Annotated in this window: 20 protein-coding genes and 1 riboswitch; of the genes, 8 read left to right on the top strand and 12 right to left on the bottom strand. The window is 65.6% G+C overall.

Translation table 11 applies throughout. The annotated features are described in order from the left end of the window. Positions 1–14: 14 nt before the first annotated feature. The 4 genes from L5G28_RS16485 to L5G28_RS16470 all read left to right on the top strand — a co-directional run bounded on the left by L5G28_RS16485 (position 15) and on the right by L5G28_RS16470 (position 4513). A complete protein-coding gene (locus tag L5G28_RS16485) occupies positions 15–443 on the top strand; it encodes a succinate dehydrogenase hydrophobic membrane anchor subunit (RefSeq protein ID WP_236999536.1) in 429 nt (142 codons plus the stop codon). Between the two features lie 18 nt (positions 444–461). After that, positions 462–2216, top strand: coding sequence for a succinate dehydrogenase flavoprotein subunit (gene sdhA, locus L5G28_RS16480; RefSeq protein WP_237002473.1), 1755 nt, complete (start codon positions 462–464; stop codon positions 2214–2216). After that, positions 2216–2998: a succinate dehydrogenase iron-sulfur subunit gene (locus tag L5G28_RS16475; RefSeq protein ID WP_237002472.1), complete on the top strand. Its 783-nt coding sequence runs from the start codon at positions 2216–2218 to the stop codon at positions 2996–2998. The genes sdhA and L5G28_RS16475 overlap by 1 nt, the downstream gene beginning before the upstream one ends. A 249-nt stretch (positions 2999–3247) precedes the next feature. Continuing rightward, complete coding sequence (locus L5G28_RS16470) at positions 3248–4513, top strand: D-alanyl-D-alanine carboxypeptidase family protein (protein WP_237002471.1); 1266 nt, start codon at positions 3248–3250, stop codon at positions 4511–4513. Between the two features lie 64 nt (positions 4514–4577). Here L5G28_RS16470 and L5G28_RS16465 read toward each other — a convergent pair whose 3' ends face one another. The 4 genes from L5G28_RS16465 to L5G28_RS16450 form a co-directional block, all read right to left on the bottom strand. Continuing rightward, complete coding sequence (locus L5G28_RS16465; protein WP_237002470.1) at positions 4578–5642, bottom strand: YhjD/YihY/BrkB family envelope integrity protein; 1065 nt, start codon at positions 5640–5642, stop codon at positions 4578–4580. Between the two features lie 102 nt (positions 5643–5744). Then, complete coding sequence (gene trpS, locus L5G28_RS16460; protein ID WP_237002469.1) at positions 5745–6773, bottom strand: tryptophan--tRNA ligase; 1029 nt, start codon at positions 6771–6773, stop codon at positions 5745–5747. A 44-nt stretch (positions 6774–6817) separates the two neighbouring features. Then, on the bottom strand, positions 6818–7687 hold the full coding sequence (locus tag L5G28_RS16455; protein WP_237002468.1) for an exodeoxyribonuclease III: 870 nt from the start codon (positions 7685–7687) through the stop codon (positions 6818–6820). 56 nt (positions 7688–7743) lie between these two features. Further along, positions 7744–8994, bottom strand: coding sequence for an MFS transporter (locus L5G28_RS16450; RefSeq protein WP_372477244.1), 1251 nt, complete (start codon positions 8992–8994; stop codon positions 7744–7746). 451 nt (positions 8995–9445) lie between these two features. On the opposite strand from L5G28_RS16450, the gene L5G28_RS16445 reads away from it, so the two are divergent. The 4 genes from L5G28_RS16445 (at position 9446) to metX (ending at position 14082) form a co-directional block, all read left to right on the top strand. After that, the gene (locus tag L5G28_RS16445) at positions 9446–11167 is read left to right on the top strand and encodes a sodium:solute symporter family protein (protein WP_237002466.1); all 1722 of its coding nucleotides are present in this window, start codon (positions 9446–9448) and stop codon (positions 11165–11167) included. Then, positions 11164–11295, top strand: a complete 132-nt coding sequence (locus tag L5G28_RS16440) for a putative transporter small subunit (protein WP_236999544.1) — start codon at positions 11164–11166, stop codon at positions 11293–11295. Before L5G28_RS16445 ends, L5G28_RS16440 begins: the two co-directional genes overlap by 4 nt. A gap of 106 nt (positions 11296–11401) precedes the next feature. Beyond that, positions 11402–11521, top strand: a riboswitch (SAM riboswitch). 55 nt (positions 11522–11576) lie between these two features. Then, entirely contained in the window at positions 11577–12887 is a 1311-nt protein-coding gene (locus tag L5G28_RS16435) for a bifunctional o-acetylhomoserine/o-acetylserine sulfhydrylase (protein WP_265744435.1), read from the top strand. 40 nt (positions 12888–12927) lie between these two features. Continuing rightward, complete coding sequence (gene metX, locus L5G28_RS16430; protein WP_237002465.1) at positions 12928–14082, top strand: homoserine O-acetyltransferase MetX; 1155 nt, start codon at positions 12928–12930, stop codon at positions 14080–14082. 7 nt (positions 14083–14089) lie between these two features. On the opposite strand, the gene L5G28_RS16425 is transcribed toward metX, so the two are convergent. The 8 genes from L5G28_RS16425 to L5G28_RS16390 form a co-directional block, all read right to left on the bottom strand. Then, positions 14090–14464 carry a nuclear transport factor 2 family protein gene (locus tag L5G28_RS16425; protein WP_237002464.1) on the bottom strand — a complete coding sequence of 125 codons (375 nt, stop codon included), beginning with the start codon at positions 14462–14464 and terminating at the stop codon, positions 14090–14092. Between the two features lie 99 nt (positions 14465–14563). Then, positions 14564–14878, bottom strand: coding sequence for a DUF3017 domain-containing protein (locus tag L5G28_RS16420; protein WP_237002463.1), 315 nt, complete (start codon positions 14876–14878; stop codon positions 14564–14566). Next, positions 14878–15741: a bifunctional methylenetetrahydrofolate dehydrogenase/methenyltetrahydrofolate cyclohydrolase gene (locus L5G28_RS16415; RefSeq protein WP_237002462.1), complete on the bottom strand. Its 864-nt coding sequence runs from the start codon at positions 15739–15741 to the stop codon at positions 14878–14880. The genes L5G28_RS16420 and L5G28_RS16415 overlap by 1 nt, the downstream gene beginning before the upstream one ends. Before the next feature lie 37 nt (positions 15742–15778). After that, a complete protein-coding gene (locus tag L5G28_RS16410) occupies positions 15779–15925 on the bottom strand; it encodes a hypothetical protein (RefSeq protein ID WP_236999549.1) in 147 nt (48 codons plus the stop codon). A gap of 262 nt (positions 15926–16187) precedes the next feature. Continuing rightward, complete coding sequence (locus L5G28_RS16405) at positions 16188–16886, bottom strand: NAD(P)H-dependent oxidoreductase (RefSeq protein WP_237002461.1); 699 nt, start codon at positions 16884–16886, stop codon at positions 16188–16190. Between the two features lie 41 nt (positions 16887–16927). After that, complete coding sequence (locus L5G28_RS16400; RefSeq protein ID WP_237002460.1) at positions 16928–17449, bottom strand: TetR/AcrR family transcriptional regulator; 522 nt, start codon at positions 17447–17449, stop codon at positions 16928–16930. A 711-nt stretch (positions 17450–18160) separates the two neighbouring features. Beyond that, positions 18161–18601 (bottom strand): hypothetical protein, encoded by a 441-nt coding sequence (locus L5G28_RS16395; RefSeq protein WP_237002459.1) that lies wholly within the window; start codon positions 18599–18601, stop codon positions 18161–18163. Further along, positions 18562–19296 carry a hypothetical protein gene (locus tag L5G28_RS16390; RefSeq protein ID WP_237002458.1) on the bottom strand — a complete coding sequence of 245 codons (735 nt, stop codon included), beginning with the start codon at positions 19294–19296 and terminating at the stop codon, positions 18562–18564. Before L5G28_RS16390 ends, L5G28_RS16395 begins: the two co-directional genes overlap by 40 nt. Positions 19297–19302 lie beyond the last annotated feature (6 nt).

Here is a 19302-nt window from a genome sequence, read left to right as displayed (position 1 = left end):
ACCGGGAGAAAACAATGACTGAAGTCAAGACACTCGGTACCGAGTACGACCGTCCCGCCAGCCTGGACAACCCCCGCAGCCCGCGTCCGCACAAGGGCGGCAACTTCGAGAAGTACGCGTGGATGTTCATGCGCTTCTCGGGCATCGCCCTGATCATCCTCACGTTCGGCCACATGTTCATCATGCTCATGGTCGACGACGGTGTGCACCGCATCGACGCGAGCTTCGTGGCCGATCGTTGGAAGCAGCCGTTCTGGCAGGTCTGGGACCTCTTCATGCTGTGGCTCGCCGAAATCCACGGCGCGAACGGTGTCCGCACAATCATCGCCGACTATTCACGCAAGGACAGCACCCGCTTCTGGCTCAACGTGCTGCTCGGCCTCTCGATGATCTTGATCCTCGTCTTGGGCACCTACGCGATCCTCACCTTCGGCCGCAGCTAAGGAGTACTGAGAAACACCATGCAGGAACATCGCTATGACGTCGTCATCGTCGGTGCAGGTGGCGCAGGCATGCGCGCGGCCATCGAAGCCGCGCCCCGCGCCCGCACCGCAGTGCTGACCAAGCTGTACCCGACTCGCAGCCACACCGGCGCGGCGCAGGGCGGCATGTGTGCCGCACTCGCCAACGTCGAAGAGGACAACTGGGAGTGGCACACCTTCGACACCGTCAAGGGCGGCGACTACATCGTCGACCAGGACGCAGCCGAGATCATGGCCAAGGAGGCCATCGATGCGGTGCTCGACCTGGAGAAGATGGGTCTCCCCTTCAACCGCACCCCCGAAGGCCGGATCGACCAGCGTCGATTCGGCGGCCACACACGCGATCACGGTAAGGCCCCGGTCCGCCGCGCCTGCTACGCCGCCGACCGCACCGGCCACATGATCCTTCAGACCCTGTACCAGAACTGCGTCAAGCACGACGTCGAGTTCTACAACGAGTTCTACGCGCTCGACATCAACATGACGACCGACGAGAACGGCGAGCCCGTCGCCAACGGTGTCGTCGCCTACGAGTTGGCCACCGGCGAGATCCACGTCTTCCACGCGAAGTCGATCGTGTTCGCCACGGGCGGCTCGGGCCGCATGTACAAGACGACGTCCAATGCGCACACCCTCACCGGTGATGGCATGGGCATCATCTTCCGCAAGGGTCTGCCGCTCGAGGACATGGAGTTCCACCAGTTCCATCCGACCGGCCTCGCCGGTCTGGGCATCCTGATCTCCGAAGCGGTCCGCGGCGAGGGCGGCATCCTCCGCAACGCCGACGGCGAACGATTTATGGAGCGATACGCCCCGACCATCAAGGACCTTGCGCCACGCGACATCGTCGCCCGCTCGATGGTGCTGGAGGTCCTTGAAGGTCGCGGTGCCGGCCCCAACAAGGATTACGTCTACATCGACGTCCGCCACCTCGGCGAGGACGTGCTCAACGAGAAGCTCCCCGACATCACCGAGTTCGCGCGCACCTACCTGGGTGTCGACCCGGTCACCGAGCTCGTCCCGGTGTACCCGACCTGCCACTACGTGATGGGCGGCATCCCGACCAATGTCAACGGTCAGGTCCTCAGCAACAACGAGCAGATCGTCCACGGCTTGTTCGCCGCGGGCGAGTGCGCGTGCGTCTCGGTGCACGGCGCGAACCGTCTCGGCACCAACTCGCTGCTCGACATCAACGTGTTCGGTCGTCGTGCGGGCATCTCCGCCGCCGACTACGCGAACTCCGCGGCGTTCAGTGAGATCGAAGAGACGCCGACCAAGCTGGTCGACGAGTGGCTCGCCGGGCTGCTCTCCGAGCACGGCAACGAGCGCGTCGCGGACATCCGCACCGAGTTGCAGCAGCTGATGGACAACAACGCGTCGGTGTTCCGCACCGAGGAGACGTTGACCACCGCGCTCGACGGCGTCCGCGCGCTCAAGGAGCGGTACAACCACGTCCGCGTCCACGACAAGGGCAAGCGGTTCAACACTGACCTCCTCGAGGCCGTCGAACTCGGCTTCCTGTTGGAGATGGCCGAGGTCACCGTCGCCGGTGCGATCAACCGCAAGGAGTCGCGCGGCGGCCACGCCCGCGAGGACTTCCCGAAGCGCGACGACGAGAACTTCCTGGTGCACACCATGGCGTACAAGAAGGGCTTGGGCCTGCTCGCCGACATCGAGCTCGACTACAAGCCCGTCGTCCAGACCCGCTACGAGCCAATGGAGCGTAAGTACTGATGACTGCCACTGTGGAGAACCCAGCGACCAGCGAGCCACCGTTGCCCGACGTCCCCGCCGAGGCGACCATGGTCACGCTGAAGATCTATCGGTTCAACCCGGAGGATCCGGATGCGCAGGGCTTCGAGAGCTTCCGCGTCCCGGCGTTGCCGACCGACCGCCTGCTCAACCTGCTCCTCTACGTGAAGGGCTACCTGGACGGTTCGCTGACGTTCCGCCGCAGCTGCGCGCACGGCGTGTGCGGCTCGGACGCGATGCGTGTGAACGGCGTCAACCGTCTGGCCTGCAAGCTCCTCATGAAGGATCTGCTGCCGAAGGACTCGTCGAAGGAGATCACGATCTCCATCGAGCCGATCAAGGGCCTCCCCGTGGAGAAAGACCTGGTCGTCGACATGGAGCCGTTCTTCGACGCGTACCGCGCGATCAAGCCGTTCCTGATCACGTCGGGTAACGAGCCGACCGCCGAGCGTCTGCAGAGCCAGGCCGACCGCGCCCGCTTCGACGACACCACCAAGTGCATCCTCTGTGCCTGCTGCACGACGAGCTGCCCGGTGTTCTGGAACGAGGGCTCGTACTTCGGTCCGGCCGCCATCGTCAACGCTCACCGGTTCATCTTCGACAGCCGGGACGAGGCCGCAGCCGAGCGTCTCGACATCCTGAACGACGTCGACGGCGTGTGGCGTTGCCGCACGACCTTCAACTGCACCGACGCATGCCCCCGCGGCATCCAGGTGACGCAGGCCATTCAGGAAGTCAAACGCGCCCTGATGTTCTCGCGCTAGAAACCGCAGACCTTTCTCTGCAGCCCCGAGAGAGCCCCGACCATACCGGTCGGGGCTCTCTCGCAACCTCGGTTCCCTTGTCGCAGCTTCAATGCTGCTTAGCAGCCTGCGACCAGCCTGCTAAGCCGCATTGAGGGGGCGAGGTTGTCGTTGAGGGTGCGATAACACAGTTGCGGGTGCGGCCGGAGAGTTGAGACTGCGGGGAGCGTCGAGCCAAGCTCTGACGAGCGGCAGGTACCGTCTTATGCGATGTTCAGATCACCCGCCGGGCGGCTTGCGAGCCTCCTCACCGCAGCCGTCCTCGTCGCGCTCCCCGCCGTGGTCGGGAACACCTGGGCGCATGCCGACCCGGACGCCGTGTATCCGACCGAGTTCGTGCCTGCCGCGCACCCGGACACCGCCGACTGTCCGCACCAGTTGCACACCCCACCCGCGGTCGACACGTCCGAGGCCGTGGCACCGGGTGAGACGACGCCCACTCCCCTGCCGGTGCCCACCCCGGCGGTCGGCGGCGAGAAGTTGAGCGGCTGCGACGTCGTCCACGATCCGGCCGCCGGCCCACTCCCGACGAATCTGACGAGTGCGGGATGGTTGATCGCCGACCTCGACAGCGGCGACGTCATCGCCGCCAAGGATCCGCACGGACGGTACCGGCCCGCGTCGACCGTCAAAGTCCTGCTCGCGCTGACCGTGCTCGACGAGCTGGACCTCGACACGACGGTGACGGGGACGCTCAACGACTACGGGACGGAAGGCGACTCGTGCGGGATCGGGCCGGGCGGCACGTACACCGTCCGTGACCTGTTGACCGGGTTGTTGATGGTGTCGGGCAACGACTGCGCCAACGCCCTCGCTCGCGAGCTCGGCGGGTACGACCAGACGTTGGCCGCAATGAATGCGAAGGCCGCGTCGCTCGGCGCGAAGGACACTCGCGCGACCACCCCGTCCGGGCTCGACGCGGCAGGCATGTCGACGTCCCCATACGACGAAGCCCTCATCTTCCGTGACGCCATGGCGAACGAGACGTTCCGCCACATCGTCTCGCTGACGACCTACCCGTTCCCCGGCTTCCCGCCGCTCAAGGACGTTCCCGGCGACAAGCCGCACCCCGGGTACACGATGGGCACCAGCAACACCCTGCTCCGCGACGGCTTCCCCGGCATGCTCGGCGGCAAGACCGGCTACACCGACGACGCGTTGAAGACATTCGTCGGCGCCGTCGAACGCGCCGGCCGCACACTGCTCATTGTCCAGATGTACGGCGTGAACCAGCTCGACAATCTGTATTCGGACCAGGCGGTCCGCCTGCTCGACTACGGGTTCGCCGCACCGGCCGGAACCTCGATCGGGTCGCTGGCCGATGCCGCGCCCGACGATGCCGGGACCGAACACTCGCCCACCGGCGACGACGTCCACACCGCGTGGAACATCTCCTGGATCGGGGTGGCCGCGGTGGTGCTGATCGTCGGTGCCGCCGCATGGATCGCCGTCCGGTTCGGTCGCAGACGGCGCTGATTCCTTTTCGTCCTGACTACTGTTCGCCCTGACTACTGTTCGCCCGGACTACTGTTCGTCCCGACTACTTTTCGCGCCGCTTACTGGTCACTGCGGATGCGACCGCGCCTGCCGCTGCTCCGATTCCGGCCGCGGTCAGGATCTCCCGAGCCTTCGGGCCACTGGAGACCTTCTGGATGGGCGCGAGGTAGACGGGCCCCTTCTCGTCGTCGTCGGGGTTCTCCACCTCGTCGACGGTCAGGTACTTCTCGTTGTCCGGGTTGGTGGCGTTCCAGGCCGATGCGTACAGGACGATCCTGGACGCGAGGTAGGCGAACACCATCACACCGATGATCGGACCGAACGCCGCACCGGCGGGGCTGCTCATCACCGACTGCAGGTATACCGATCCGAGCGATTTGAGGATCTCGAACACGATCGCCGTCACGAACGCGCCGGGCATCACGACGCGGATGGGCAGCTTCTGCAACGGCAGTTTCGCGAGCACGAAGCTGAAGAGCAGCCAGGTGGCGACGACCGAGATGACGACCGCGGCGATCTTCAGGATCCATTTGCCCCACCACGTCTCCTCGACGCCGACGAGGCCGAGCACCCACCTGCCCACCGGTCCGGAAGCGAAGACGGTGATCGCGATGGTGCCGACGAACAGGACGCCGAGGAGGACGAAGTTGATGAGGTCGTAGACCTTGCCCATCACCGCGCTGCGCTGCTGCCGACCACCCCACATCTCGCTGAGGCCCATGCGTACCAACGCCATCCACCCGAGCCCGGTGAGAGCCGCGCTCAACAGACCGATGACACCGACGGCCCGGCGAGATTCGATCGCCGAACCGATGATGTCGTTGAGCTGCGTTCCGAGTTCGCCCGGCACGTTCTCCACGACGGCGTCGGTGATGTCCTGGATCAGTTCCGGACGGCTGGCGAGTACGAAAGCGGCCACCGAGAACGCGACCATCAGAACCGGCACAAGCGAGAGGATGCCGATGAAACTGATCGCCGCCGCGTACGTGTTGCCTCGGCGCTGGTTGTAATGGTCCTGCATCGCCATCAGGCGTGCGACGGGCGGCCACTCCATGACGGTCGCGAAGAAGGCCTTCAATCGGGCGATAAGGGCTTTGATGCGGTCCACACATTCCTCTTGTCGTCGGGCTGTCACCTGTGCCGGGCCATCACATCGTCAGATGCGCATATCGTCACATGGGCACATCCTCACACGGGCCGCCCCCGCGGATCACCCCTTCGGCGCGACGAACCCTACCTTGTCGTAGACGTCGGCGAGCGTCGTCGCCGCGATCTCGCGGGCGCGGGCGGCGCCGTCGGCCATGATCGTGTCCAGGTAGGCCGTGTCGGCGAGGATCTCATCGACCTTGCCACGCAACGGCGACACGAAGTCGGTGAGGATCTCCGCCGTCTCGACCTTCAGGTCACCGTAGCCCTTGCCTTCGTAGGTTCGGACGATCTCGTCGACGCCGCGACCGGTCAGTGCTGCTTGGATGGTCAGCAGGTTCGACACGCCGGGCTTGCTCTCACGGTCGAACGCGATGACTCGATCGTTGTCGGTGACGGCCGACCGGATCTTCTTGGCCGACCGCTTCGGGTCGTCGAGCAGGTTGATCAGCCCCGAGTCGCTCTCGGCCGATTTGCTCATCTTCGCGGTCGGATTCTGCAGGTCGTAGATCTTCGCGAACTCCTGCACGATGTGCGGTTTGGGGACCGTCAGCGCCTTACCGAAGCGCTTGTTGAACCGCTCCGCGAGGTCGCGCGTCAGTTCGAGGTGCTGACGCTGATCCTCACCGACCGGCACCGCGTCCACCTGGAACGCAAGGATGTCCGCGGCCATCAGGACCGGATAGGTGAACAGTCCGACACCCGCGGCGTCCTGCCCGGCCTTGGCGGCCTTGTCTTTGAACTGCGTCATCCGGCTCGCTTCGCCGAAGCCGGTGATGCAGGTGAGCACCCAGGTCAGCTGCGCGATCTCGGGGACCTGCGACTGCGCATAGATCGTCGCCCGATCAGGGTCGACGCCGACTGCCAACAACTGCGCGATGCTGCGGCGCGTCCGCTCCCGCAACTGCTTCGGCTCGAACGGCACGGTGATCGCGTGCATGTCGGGGATGAAGTAGAACGCGTCGAAGTCCTCCTGCAACTCCACCCACTGCTTGACCGCACCCAGGTAGTTGCCGAGGTGGAACGAATCGCTCGTCGGCTGGATGCCGGACAGGACGCGGCGACGCGGGGTGGGCTGTGCGGGAGAGGTCATGCACCGATTCTTTCAGATCGGCTCAACCGGGTTTTCGCCCGGCGTCACGCGAACTCGGCGGTGACCGGGGCGTGGTCGGACCAGCGGCGGTCGTACGCGTCGGGGCGATCCACCCAGGTGCGGGTGAGCCGGTCGGCGAGCGTCGGCGTCGCCAGGTGGTAGTCGATCCGCCAGCCCGAATCGTTGTCGAACGCCTTGCCACGCCACGACCACCACGCGTACGGACCGGCGACGTCGCCGTGGTGGCGGCGTGCGACGTCGACCCACCCGGAGTCGATGCGGGCGCCGACCCACTCACGTTCGTGCGGCAGGAAACCGGAGTTCTTGCGGTTGCCCTTCCAGTTCTTGATGTCGTGCTCGGTGTGCGCGATGTTCCAGTCGCCCGCGACGGCGACCTGCCGGCCGCTCGTCAGCAATCGGTCGAGGTACGGCCCGAACTCGTCGAGGAATCGATTCTTCTCCTCATACTTCTCGACGTCCTTCGGGTCGTCGGTGAGCGCGGCGCCAGACGGCAGGTAGAGACTCGCCGCGGTGACCGTGGCGCCACCGAGATCGAAGTCTGCTTCCACGTAGCGGCCGAGGGGGTCGAATTCGTCGCTGCCGAAACCGATCCGGACCGCGGCAGGCTCGGTGCGCGAGAGGATGCCGACACCCGAACGACCTTTGACGGCCGACTCGGTCATCACCAGATGCCAGCCGTCGTCCAGCGCCGGAGCAAGAGCCTTGCGGGTGAGCGCTTCGGAGGCCCGGACCTCCTGCAACAGCACCACGTCCGTGGAATGCGCGGACAGCCACGGCAGCATTCCGTGGTTGTTCTCGTTGCGGGTCTTCACCGCGGCGCGGATCCCGTTGACGTTGACGGTGGTGATGGCGAACGAGCCGCCAGAAGAATCAAGCCCAGAAGAATCAGACACAGAAGAATCAGACACAGAAGAATCGGACACGGGGGAATCAGTCACGGTGACCGACCCTAGCCGGTCGATACGACAGCAGCGTCGTCACGCCGTTTGATAAGGACGGCCACCGCGAGCACGACGGCGCCACCGAGCGCGAACAGTGCGCCGACGAGCGAGGGCGCACGGTAGCCGTACCCCGCCGCGATGACGACACCGCCGACCCACGCGCCGAGAGCGTTCGCGACGTTGAGCGCCGAATGGTTGAGCGCCGCGGCGATGGTCTGCGCCTCCTGCGCGACATCCATCAACCGGGTCTGCAGTCCGGGGATGGCCGTCGATCCCGCCGAGCCGACGAGGAAGGCGACGATGAGCGCGGGCCAGCCGGTGGTGACGACGAGCGCGAACAGTCCGAGTGCGAGCGCGGCGCCGATCATGCCGATCGCGATGGCACGGTCGCCGAAACGGTCAGCGAGGGCGCCGCCGACGATGTTGCCGGTCACCATGCCGAGACCGAACAGAGCGAGCGCGATCGGGACGGTCCACTCGGCGAGTCCGCCGAGCGAGGTGAGCGCCGTGTTGAGATAGGTGTAGAACGCGAAGAAGCCACCGAATCCGACCATGCCGACGACCAGCGTCAACCAGATCTGTCGACTCTTGAGACCGGCGAGTTCCGTCCGTGGATCGGTGGTCACCATGTCACTCAGGCTCGGCACCACTTTCCAGAGCGCGGCGACGGTGACGACACCGATCACGACGACCATCGCAACGGCGCTGCGCCACCCGAAGTGCTGGCCGAGCCAGGTGGCTGCGGGCACGCCGAGGACGTTGGCGACCGACAGTCCCAGCATCACCTGGCCGACCGCCTGCGCGCGCCGCCCAGGCCCCGCCAGGTGTGCCGCGACCAGTGCGGCGACGCCGAAGTACGCACCGTGCGGGAGCCCGGCGATCACTCGCGCCACCATCAGCATCCCGTACGACTGCGCCACCAGGCTGAGCGCGTTGCCGACGGTGAACGCCACCATCAGCGAGATGAGCAGCGTCCGACGGGACATGCGCGCCGCGGCGACCGCGATCACGGGCGCACCGATGACGACGCCGATCGCGTAGGCGGAGATCAAGTGCCCGGCCGTCGGCTCGTCGATCCCGAGGTCGTCCGCGATGTTCGGCAGCAATCCCATGGCGACGAATTCGGTGGTGCCGATACCGAAGCCACCGAGCGCGAGGACGATGATGACGACCGCGAGAGGCAACGCGGGCTTGGCCGGTTCGACGGTTCGGTCGGGGCTGACGTCGCTCGCTTCGAGGCTCACAGCTGATTCACGCACAGTGCCATAACGTGTGCGCCCGGACAGTCCATCCCGGCCGCGTCGGTGATGTCAGTCACCGGCCGTCCGCGGCGCGCTCCACGTCGCACCTCGTGTGAGTTGCGACACGCGAACAACCCTCACCGGAACCACGGCCCACCTGTGAGGACACGCTTTTCTCGCGTTGTCCCCCAACCGGATGAATTGGCTTGTCCGGCGCAGGTTGGGTACAAGGACCAATGCCTATGTCACCACGTGACACCAACCGAGAGAAGGGGAATCTGTTGCCGACGGCTTGCAGCGTCACCGGCCTCCCAGTCATGTTTCGCACCATCATGTCTTGGGCTCCCGTCGCCGCACGAGCCGCTGCGCCCGGCCCCGCGGAGCCGCCGGACATCTGACGTGGGACGAATCCCGACCGACCGCCTGGTCGCGACGCGTCAGCGTCGCCCGACGTGAAAGTGATTCACCCATGACCGACATGACAACCCTCTCCGGCCCGATCGTCATTCTGCTCTACGTGGCGTTCTTCGGGACGAGCCTCTACATCGCGCTGCGGATCAGCAAGCGTAAGGAGAACGCCGACGGCTACATGACCGGCGGCGGCCGGATCGGCTTCGGTATCTCGGCCGCATCGATGACCGCCACCTGGATCTGGGCGTCGTCGATGTACGCCTCGGCGACGTCCGGCTACACCTACGGCATCTCCGGACCCATCCATTACGGGTTGTGGGGCGCGCTGATGATCCTCCTCATCTACCCGTTCGGGCGCCGCATCCGAAAGGTCGCACCGAACGCGCACACCATCGCCGAAGTGATGTTCGCTCGGCACGGACGATCGAGCCAGCTCCTGCTCGCCGGATCGAACATCCTCGGCAGCCTGATCAGTTTGACCTCCAACCTGATCGCGGGCGGCGCACTCGTCGCCATGCTCTCGCCGTTCTCGTTCACGCAGGGCATCATCGCGATCGGCGGCGGCGTCCTGCTGTACACGCTCTGGTCCGGCTTCCGCGCCTCGGTGCTCACCGACTTCGTGCAGGTCGTGTTCATGCTCGGCGCGGTCGTCATCATCATCCCGGTGGTGTTCTTCGCTGCGGGCGGCCCCGACCTGTTCACCACGGGCTCGGTGAACCTCACCGAGTCGCAGAGCAACTTCTTCTCGTCGGACGCCTTCTACAACCAGGGCGCGCCGTACATCGCCGCCGTCCTCGCGTACGCGATCGGCAACCAGACGATCGCTCAGCGCCTGTTCGCCGTCCGCGAGGATTTGATCAAGAAGACGTTCGTCACCGCGACCTTCGGTTACGGGTCGGCGATCATCGGCATCGGCATGCTCGGCGTCCTCGCCCTCTATGCGGGTGTCGAGCCGATGGACGGCGACGTCAACAACCTAATTCCGCAGATGGCCGCCACCTATCTGCCCGCCGTACTGCTGTGCCTGTTCTTCATCATGATCATCGGCTCGCTCGCGTCGACGGCGGACGCCGACATGACCGCGCTCGCGTCCATCGTGATGGCCGACATCTACGGACAGAACATCGCGGGCAAGAAGCGGGCGAACCCCGCGACCATGGTCCTCATCGGCCGCATCACAATGGTCGTCGCGACCTGCGCCGCCCTCGTGTTCGCCGGCGCCAACCTGAACATCCTCGATCTACTCGTCTTCGTCGGCGCGCTGTGGGGAGCCCTCGTGTTCCCGGTGATCTCGTCGTTCTACTGGAACCGCGTCACCAACATGTCGTTCAGCGTCGCGGTGGTCGTGGCTCTCGCCTTCTTCCTCCCGGTCCGCTTCTCGTGGATCTCGATGGACGGCGGCGTCGGTATCTTCTTCGACGTCCTGTCGACCATCGGCATCGGCGTGGTGCTCGGCCTCATGGCGTTCGGCTTCTTCGGTAAGAAGCCTGCGCTCGTGATCGGCGTCGTCTCGACCGTGGTCGCGGCGCCGTTCGCGATCGGCTTCCTGCACCAGTACGCGGTTCTGTCCGGATCGCTGGTGGCGTACGCGGTCAGCACCATGGTGTGCGTCGGCCTGACCATGCTCAACACCGGCCCGCGCTTCGACTTCGCCACCATCGCCGTACGCACCGGCGACTTCGACGAACGCGCGGCCGAACCAGACCTCGACGCCGAACTGCACGACCTCGAAGCGGAGATTCCGCCTGTGACCACCACCCGAGAGGACGACGGCAAATGACCGGATTCTGGATGACCATCTACGTGCTGGTGTGGCCGCTCGTCACGTTGACCACCCTGAGCGTGATCGTGCGGGCGTTCTTCAAGGAGTGGCGTCAGGCCCGCAAGGAGGGGCGCCCCATCGTCTGACCGAACCAACCCTCTAACACGCGGCACTGCCGTAGCGAAAGGGTTTAAGTTCAGGATGCTCGAGGCGTTCCCGCGGGCCCGCGCCGGTGAGATATTGTTCTCGACAGGTCATGAGTGTCAGCGAAGAGCCCCGGCTTGCTGACCGGCAACCCTCCAACCGCGGTGGGGTGCTCCGGGTGATGACCTGGCGGCAACGGGCGCAGCCTCGTCGCCGCAAGCGCGGGTCCGAAGGTCGGACCCTCCACGTGCGGGCTTCAGCCCCGCCGACCACAGAGAGAGTGATGACGTCTATGTCTGACGCCGCGAACTGGAGCTTCGAGACCGCCCAGGTTCATGCCGGGCAGGTGGCCGACACGACCACCAACGCTCGCGCCCTGCCGATCTACCAGACCACGTCGTACGTGTTCGACAACACCGAGCACGCTGCGAACCTGTTCGCACTCGCCGAGCCCGGCAACATCTACACGCGCATCATGAACCCCACGCAGGACGCTGTCGAGCAGCGCGTGGCCGCCCTTGAGGGCGGCGTCGCCGCACTGCTCGTGGCCTCCGGCATGGCCGCGACCACCTACGCGATCCAGAACATCGTCGAGAACGGCGGACACGTCGTGTCCAGCCCGCGTATCTACGGCGGCACGTTCAACCTGTTCCATTACACGCTGCCGAAGTTCGGCATCGAGGTGTCGTTCGTGGAGGATCCCGACGATCTCGAGTCGTGGAAGTCCGCGATCAAGTCGAACACGCGCGCCGTGTTCGCCGAGACGATCTCGAACCCGCACAACCAGATCCTCGACACCGCGGGCGTCGCGAAGGTCGCTCACGACGCGGGCGTCCCGCTGATCGTCGACAACACCGTCGCCACCCCGTACCTGTTGAACCCGCTCAAGCACGGCGCCGACGTGGTCGTCCACTCGGCCACCAAATACCTTGGCGGACACGGGAACTCGATCGGCGGCGTGCTGGTCGACGGCGGCACGTTCGACTGGCGTGCGCAGCGCGACGGCCAGGACCTGTTCCCCGGCTTCACGACGCCGGACCCGAGCTACAACGGCGTCGTCTTCGCCGACCTGGGCGCCCCGGCATACGCACTGAAGGCCCGCACCCAGCTGCTGCGCGACACGGGTGCCGCGATCTCCCCGTTCAACGCATTCCTGCTGGCGCAGGGCATCGAGACGTTGAGCCTGCGTGTGGAGCGTCATGTCGCCAACGCGCAGAAGGTCGCCGCGTTCCTCGAGGGACACGACCAGGTCACCTCGGTCTCGTACGCCGGACTCCCGTCGTCGCCGTACTACCAGCGCGGCCAGGAACTGCTGCCCAAGGGGCAGGGCGCGATCATCGCCTTCGAGATCGACGGCGGTGTCGAAGCCGGCAAGAAGTTCGTCAACGCGCTGACCCTGCACAGCCACGTCGCGAACATCGGCGACGTCCGCTCGCTGGTCATCCACCCGGCGTCGACGACGCACAGCCAGCTGTCCGAGGACGAGCTGCTCGCCGCGGGCGTCACCCCGGGCCTGGTGCGTCTGGCCGTCGGCATCGAGGGAATCGACGACATCTTGGCCGACCTGGGCGAAGGTTTCAAGGCCGCCAAGTGAAGCTCGCACACGGCGCAGGCGTGCACGGCGGGGTCGTCGGGTGTCGGTGAGCGCCGATTTGGCCGCTACGACGTTCGACCCGGACTGGGCTGCCGCCCCGGACGGGACGCACGTCGCCGTGCGCATCGGCGATCTCGACCTCGATTCGGGGGCGAGCATCGCCGACGTCACGGTCACCTTCCAGAAGTGGGGCCGCCCGAACGCGGCGCGCGACAACATCGTCCTCGCGCTGCACGCGTTGACCGGCAACTCCCACGTCACCGGCCCCGCCGACGAACGGTTCTCGATGACCGGCTGGTGGGACGGTCTGGTGGGTCCCGACGGCGCCGTCGACACCGACGAGTGGTGCGTCGTCGCACCGAACGCGATCGGCGGCTGCTACGGATCGACCGGTCCGGGATCGGTTGCGCCGGATGGCAAACCGTGGGGTTCGCGGTTTCCGATCCTGACCGTGCGCGATCTGGTCCGTTCCGAACAGATCGCGTTCGAACAGGTCGGCATCTCCCGGTTCGCCGCGGTCGCAGGCGGATCGATGGGCGGTGCGCGCGCGCTGGAGTGGATCGTCACCCACCCGGACAGGGTCGACGCCGCGTTGATCCTGGCGGTCGGCGCGCATGCGTCGGGCGACCAGATCGGCACTCAGGTCACCCAGATCGCAGCGATCGAGAACGACGCCGACTGGCAGGGCGGCGACTATTACGGGACGTCGCGGGCGCCGATGGCGGGGATGGGTGTCGCCCGCCGGATCGCACACCTGTCGTATCGGAGCGGCCGCGAGTTGGACGAGCGCTTCGAGAACAGCGCGCAGGGTGACGAAGATCCGTTGACCGGCGGTCGGTATGCGATCGCCAGCTATCTCGACTACCAGTCGGAGAAGTTGAAGACCCGCTTCGATCCGGGCAGCTATGTCGCGTTGTCGAAGGTGTTGAGCAACCATGATGTCGGTCGCGGCCGCGGCGGTTGGAAAGCCGCGTTGAACGGGTGCGGCGTCCCGGCGATCGTCGGCGGCATCGACTCCGACCGGCTGTACCCGATCTATCAGCAGCAGCAGATCGCCGACGAGCTCGGCGGCACGGTCGGCGGTCTCCGCGTCATCTCATCCGACGCCGGACACGACGGGTTCCTCACCGCGAAGGAACCGATCGGCGAACTGCTGCTCGAGACGCTCGTGCTGGCCCGCGCTCAGCGGCAATAGCGCGCCCTCACACTCCCGGCGAGGCCACCCAGCATTCGACCAGGCGCCCGTCCGCGATGCGCAGGATGTCGTTGCCGGACGTGTACACGTTCTCCCCTGCGCCGACGGTTCCGTGGCTGATCCAGCGGGCCGCGACGTAGCCGTCGCCGCCGAACGGCCCCACTTCGAGCGAGTACTCGAGCCCCTTATGTGTCGCCTTCACGGCCGCGATGAGGGCCGCGAGCTTACCGGGGCCCACCACGTCGGTCGTCGGCCAATGTCCGACGAAGTCCTCATCGACGAACTCCTCGGCGATCTCGGCGAGCTTCGTGCGGTCTTTGGGGCCGTTCCACAGGTCGTCAATCCAACGGCGGTACAGATCCGTGTCGGTGGTTTCGCGCATACTCCACCGTGTCACACGGGCACTGAAGAACCTTGGCACTCGAAGTGTCCTGTGGGAGCGGTTCGAGTGCCGACGTTGTGCGCGGTTCGCCGATGGCGCTCAGGAAGTGCCCAACGAGTCGATCGATGTCGCCAGCCACAGGACCGAGGCACCGAGTACTGCCATGGTCGCAACGTCGAACGGCCGGCTGCGGACCTGCAACAGTCCCACGCGCGTGGTCGGCAGGAGGGCGCGGATGGTCCCGGCGACGAGGAGCGCCGCGCCGAACACGAAGGCGCCGCGTCGCCACCGGTCGACGAGCACCAGGAGCGCGGCCACGGCGACGAGTGCGAGCACCACGTAGAACGGGATGTTCGCGATGTAGCCGTGGATCCGGCGTGCTCGCCGGAGTTCGTCGACGCGGTCGTCGGTCATCAGGAGCCCGCGGCCGCCAGTTGTTGCTCGGCCCGTTCGACGACGTTCGCGAGCAGGAAGGCCCGCGTCAACGGCCCGACTCCCCCGGGGTTGGGCGAGACGGCGCCTGCGACGTCCCACACCTCGGGGGCGACGTCGCCTTTGAGTCCGTCGTCGGTGCGGGACACGCCAACGTCGACGACGGCCGCGCCGGGCTTGACCATGTCGGCGGCGATGAGGTGCGCGACGCCTGCCGCCGCGACGACGATGTCGGCGCGGCGGATCTCGGCGGCGAGGTCACGAGTACCGGTGTGGCACAGGGTGACGGTCGCGTTCTCGCTACGACGGGTCAGGAGCAGGCCGATGGGGCGGCCGATGGTGACTCCGCGTCCGACGACAGTCACGTGAGCGCCGTTGAGTGGGATGTCGTAGCGGCGAAGGAGGTGGATGACGCCCCGCGGAGTGCACGGGAGGGTCGACTCCTTGCCGAGGACGAGCCGTCCGAGGTTGATCGGGTGCAGACCGTCCGCATCCTTCTCGGGTGCGATCCGTTCGAGCGCCGCGTTCTCGTCGAGGTGCTTCGGGAGCGGCAGCTGGACGATGTAGCCGGTGCAGCTCGGATCTGCGTTCAGCTCGTCGATCGTCGCGTCGAGTTGCTCCTGCGTGATGTCGGCGGGCAGATCCTTGCGGATCGATGCGATGCCGACCTTCGCGCAGTCGGAGTGCTTGCCCTTCACGTAGCTCTGCGAGCCCGGGTCGTCGCCGACCAGCACCGTCCCCAGTCCGGGGGTGATGCCTGCCGCGCGAAGCACGTCCACGCGTGCCTTGAGATCAGTGAAGATCTCGTCTCGGGTGAGTTTGCCGTCCAGTCGAATCGCCGTCACGGTGTTCCATTGTTCCACGCCGCGGCGAAACTTCCGATCAGGCGGCTACGGTCTGCGATCGTGCGACGGCGAGGAACTCCTCGACGGTCACGTAGAAGCCGGTCGCATCGTCGATCTGAAACCAGACGGTCTGGCGCGGATCGAGGTCGGTCGTGTCGTTGTTGATTGCGTTCGTCGTATACATGGGTATGCCTCCTCGGCATGAGTAAGTGGCAGCGACGCAAAGCGTCACTGCTGTGCAAGTGTGGGTCGTGGGCTCCGAAAGTCGGCCCGTATCTCCGCGTCGTGCGGAGCATCTCCGCTATCGAGCGGAGTCGAGACATCAATGAGGTTCTCGCGGTTCGCCTGCGCCTTCCGGCGCGCGATCCTAGACCCAGAGGTCCTCAGGAGATTCGCAGCAGTGCTCGCGGACCGTGAGATGGTCGACGCTGTTCGCTGCGGACATATCAGTCTCGCACGGATGTTCGGCCGATGTCAAGGGTTATCGGCGAGAGCGAGGCTCGCGCCGCCAGATGATCAGCTTTCACCGTTCGCTCCCGGCGACCGGGCGCGAGGAAGTCGGCGGCGATGCCGCGAGCCTGCCGCAGGCCTGCGTCACGGTGAGGTGCGTTGTGGTCGCCTTCGACGTCGTAGATGAGATGGCTCGCAACGTCGTCGATGCCGCAGTAGGCGAAGATGCCGACGTCGATCTGGGTGCGCATCGCCTCGTCGTAGCCGTACTTGTCGTACGTGCGCTTCTTCGAGCCGCCGATGCCGATGAGCACGGTCGGGATGCTCGGCAGCAGCGCATTGAGCGGCTGCTTTCCACGGTCGTCGACTCCGCTGCCGTACTGGTAGGCCCAGCCGCCGGTGAAGACGCGTTCGATCCAGCCCTTCATCGTGGCAGGCATCCCCCACCAGTAGACCGGGTAGACGAACGCCAGCCGATCTGCGGCTTCGACCCGCTGGTGCATCTCGGTGATGCCGTCCGGTGCCGGCCCGCCCCAGAAGTGCGCATGGTCGGCCTCGGTGAAACGCGGATCGAAGCCTTCCTGGTGCAGGTCGAGCACATCGACGGTGTGCCCTCCGCGCCGAAACGGCTCGTGGAAGGCGTCCATCACTGCGGCCGGATAGTGGTCGGCGAACGGGTGCGAGAATACGGTCATCAGGTGCACGTGTGCGGCCTCCGTTTCACATCGGTGGTGGTTCAGCGCGTAACGACGAGTCGCTGCGCTGCGGTCCGGGCAGATTCGACGGCGCGCGGCCCGCGGTACGAGGCCGTCGACGTCGCACCCTCGAACAGCACGAGCAATTGCTCAACAAGTAGTTCGTCCGCGGTCCCGGTCTCGTATTCCACGACTCGTGTGACCACGGAGTACAGCAGTTCGCGGTACTCGGCGACGGCGGCCGAGATCTCCGGGACGGACCCGCCGTCCTCCCCCATCGCCCGTAGAAACAGACATCCGTGCGACCCCTCGGTCCGCACCCAGGTCGCCAGTGCGTTGAAGAGCTCGTCCACCGTCAGGACATCGAAGGCTCGGGCGAAACGCTCGCCGCGGGCGCCGAGAACTGCGGCGACGAGGCCCGTCTTGCTGCCTAGATGCTTGTACAGGGTCCGCGACGAGACGCCGGCGGCCGCGGTCAGCCGGTCGACGCCGACGCCTGCGAAGCCGTGCCGATCGAAGACGGGCTCGACTGCGGTGAGGATGCGTTCGCGAGTTGGTGCCACACCCACAAGGTAGCACGATCGTTTTACACAGTCCGGAATGGCCGAGCGGCCAGACTGCCGCGTCCGGCCGATGACAAGGCGCGCCGGGTGCGCGCATAGAATCTCCCCGTGTTCCGGATCATGTACTACCAACCGTACATCACAACCTAGGAGACAGATATGACTACACCGACAGATTTCGTAGACGCCTTCCCCGCTGATCCGCTCTACGCGGTACCGGGGTGGATCGCTGTATGCCGACTCAAAGACGACTCAGTCTTGATCGTTCGGTCATCACTACTCCGACCGACGGACACGATCTACCTGGAAGCACTCCAGCACGTCGGAGACCTAGAACTAGTCGAGTCCGAGACAGTCCAGACCCGAGGAAACGCGGGATGGGAAGGTGGTTCGCTCATCTCCGAGGTCTGGGGTCTTCGCCTGTAGACCCCTAGAGACGACTCAACCCCCGACCTTCGCGGTGTCGGGGGTTGTTTCTGTTACTAGGTCGATCGGACCTAGACCGTCTGGAGATACCAGCGGTCGGGCTGGAGATCGAGCGCCACGAGGATCTCGTACGTGCCACACCGGATGCCTTCGGACTCTAGCCACGCCTCTAGATCGGCTACGTACGCGCGTAGGGACTCGCGTGTGGTCCCGGTGATCTTCGGCTGTAGGAACCGCGTAGGGAGCCGCTGAACGACCCCCTGGACACCTACGAGCTTCCTGCCCTTAGGGAGCACAGGAGACCTGATCAGAGATCCGGTCGACCCTCGTAGACTCCGTCGACTCGAACGAAGCCCTCTTGACGACGGCTCCCGGAGCCGGAGCCGGGATCAGGTCATCTGGATCGATGTCCGGGACCTTGAGACGTGCGAGTAGTTGAGCGAGCAACGTTCGGTGTTGACGGATTTCTCCTAACTCCGGAGCCGCTACCGGTTGACCCTGGGAGCCTCGGACCCGGTACTCGCCTTGCATCCTGGTTATCCTCCGCTGTAGCTCGTCGATCAGGTCGACCTCCCGGCACGCTTGCTCCAGGATGAGACTCTCAGCCGGAGTGAGGTCGTAATCTCCGGTGATCGACTCCCAAAGCCTCTTTCCGGAGGCTCCGAGACCGTTCGGCGCGCGCTTCCTCACATCATCACCGACGAAGACAACTGAGACTGAATCCAACCGGCCTTCTTCGTATCGTTCAACCCGATCTCGATCCCGGCCTTCGCTGCGACGAAGAACGCGTACCCGATCTGGTTCTCGAATTGTGTCGAGTTCGTAGCGAGGAAAGCGTTCTCGATATTCGCGTACTCCACAGCGTTCACCGGACGGAACAACCGGAGCGGTCGATCCGACGGAGTGGACAGACCGACGGCTTGACCGTGGAGCGTGACGAACGCCTCTACGGATTTGAGCTTCGCTCCGGCTTCACGAGCGACCGACATAGCCGCCACAGCGGAGGCCCCAGCCGCTACGAGCGACTCAGCATCGAGCTTCTTGGGCAGTTGCTTCACCGCTTCAACGAGCTTCTCCCCAGCGTCGTCCACGATCAACGAGAGGGTCTCGAAGATGTTCGCGGAGTCCTTGCGGATCTCCGCCATAGCGAGCCGTTGATGAGCGTCGACAAGCTCGCGCTTAGCGCGTTCGAGCGGGGACAACCCATCGACCGCAGTAGCGAGCATCAACTCGCGCGCGTACTGGTGTACGTACGCTTCCGCTGTGTCTTCGGTGACCGGGTCCGTCGGGACGTTCGGCTTCGAGTCATACGACCATCGGATCGCGTCGGCGGAGTCGGCGTGTACCTTCACCGCGTCGGAGACCTTGACGCCGAAACGGGCCAGGTCGGAGACGATGTTGTCGAAGTTGATAGATTGCATGATCTG

It is taken from the genome of Gordonia liuliyuniae (genome assembly GCF_021739025.1).
In the GTDB taxonomy this organism is placed as follows: Bacteria; Actinomycetota; Actinomycetes; order Mycobacteriales; family Mycobacteriaceae; genus Gordonia; species Gordonia liuliyuniae.
The sequence above is the reverse complement of the archived record's forward strand: the minus strand, read 5'-3'. Positions and strand labels throughout refer to the sequence as shown.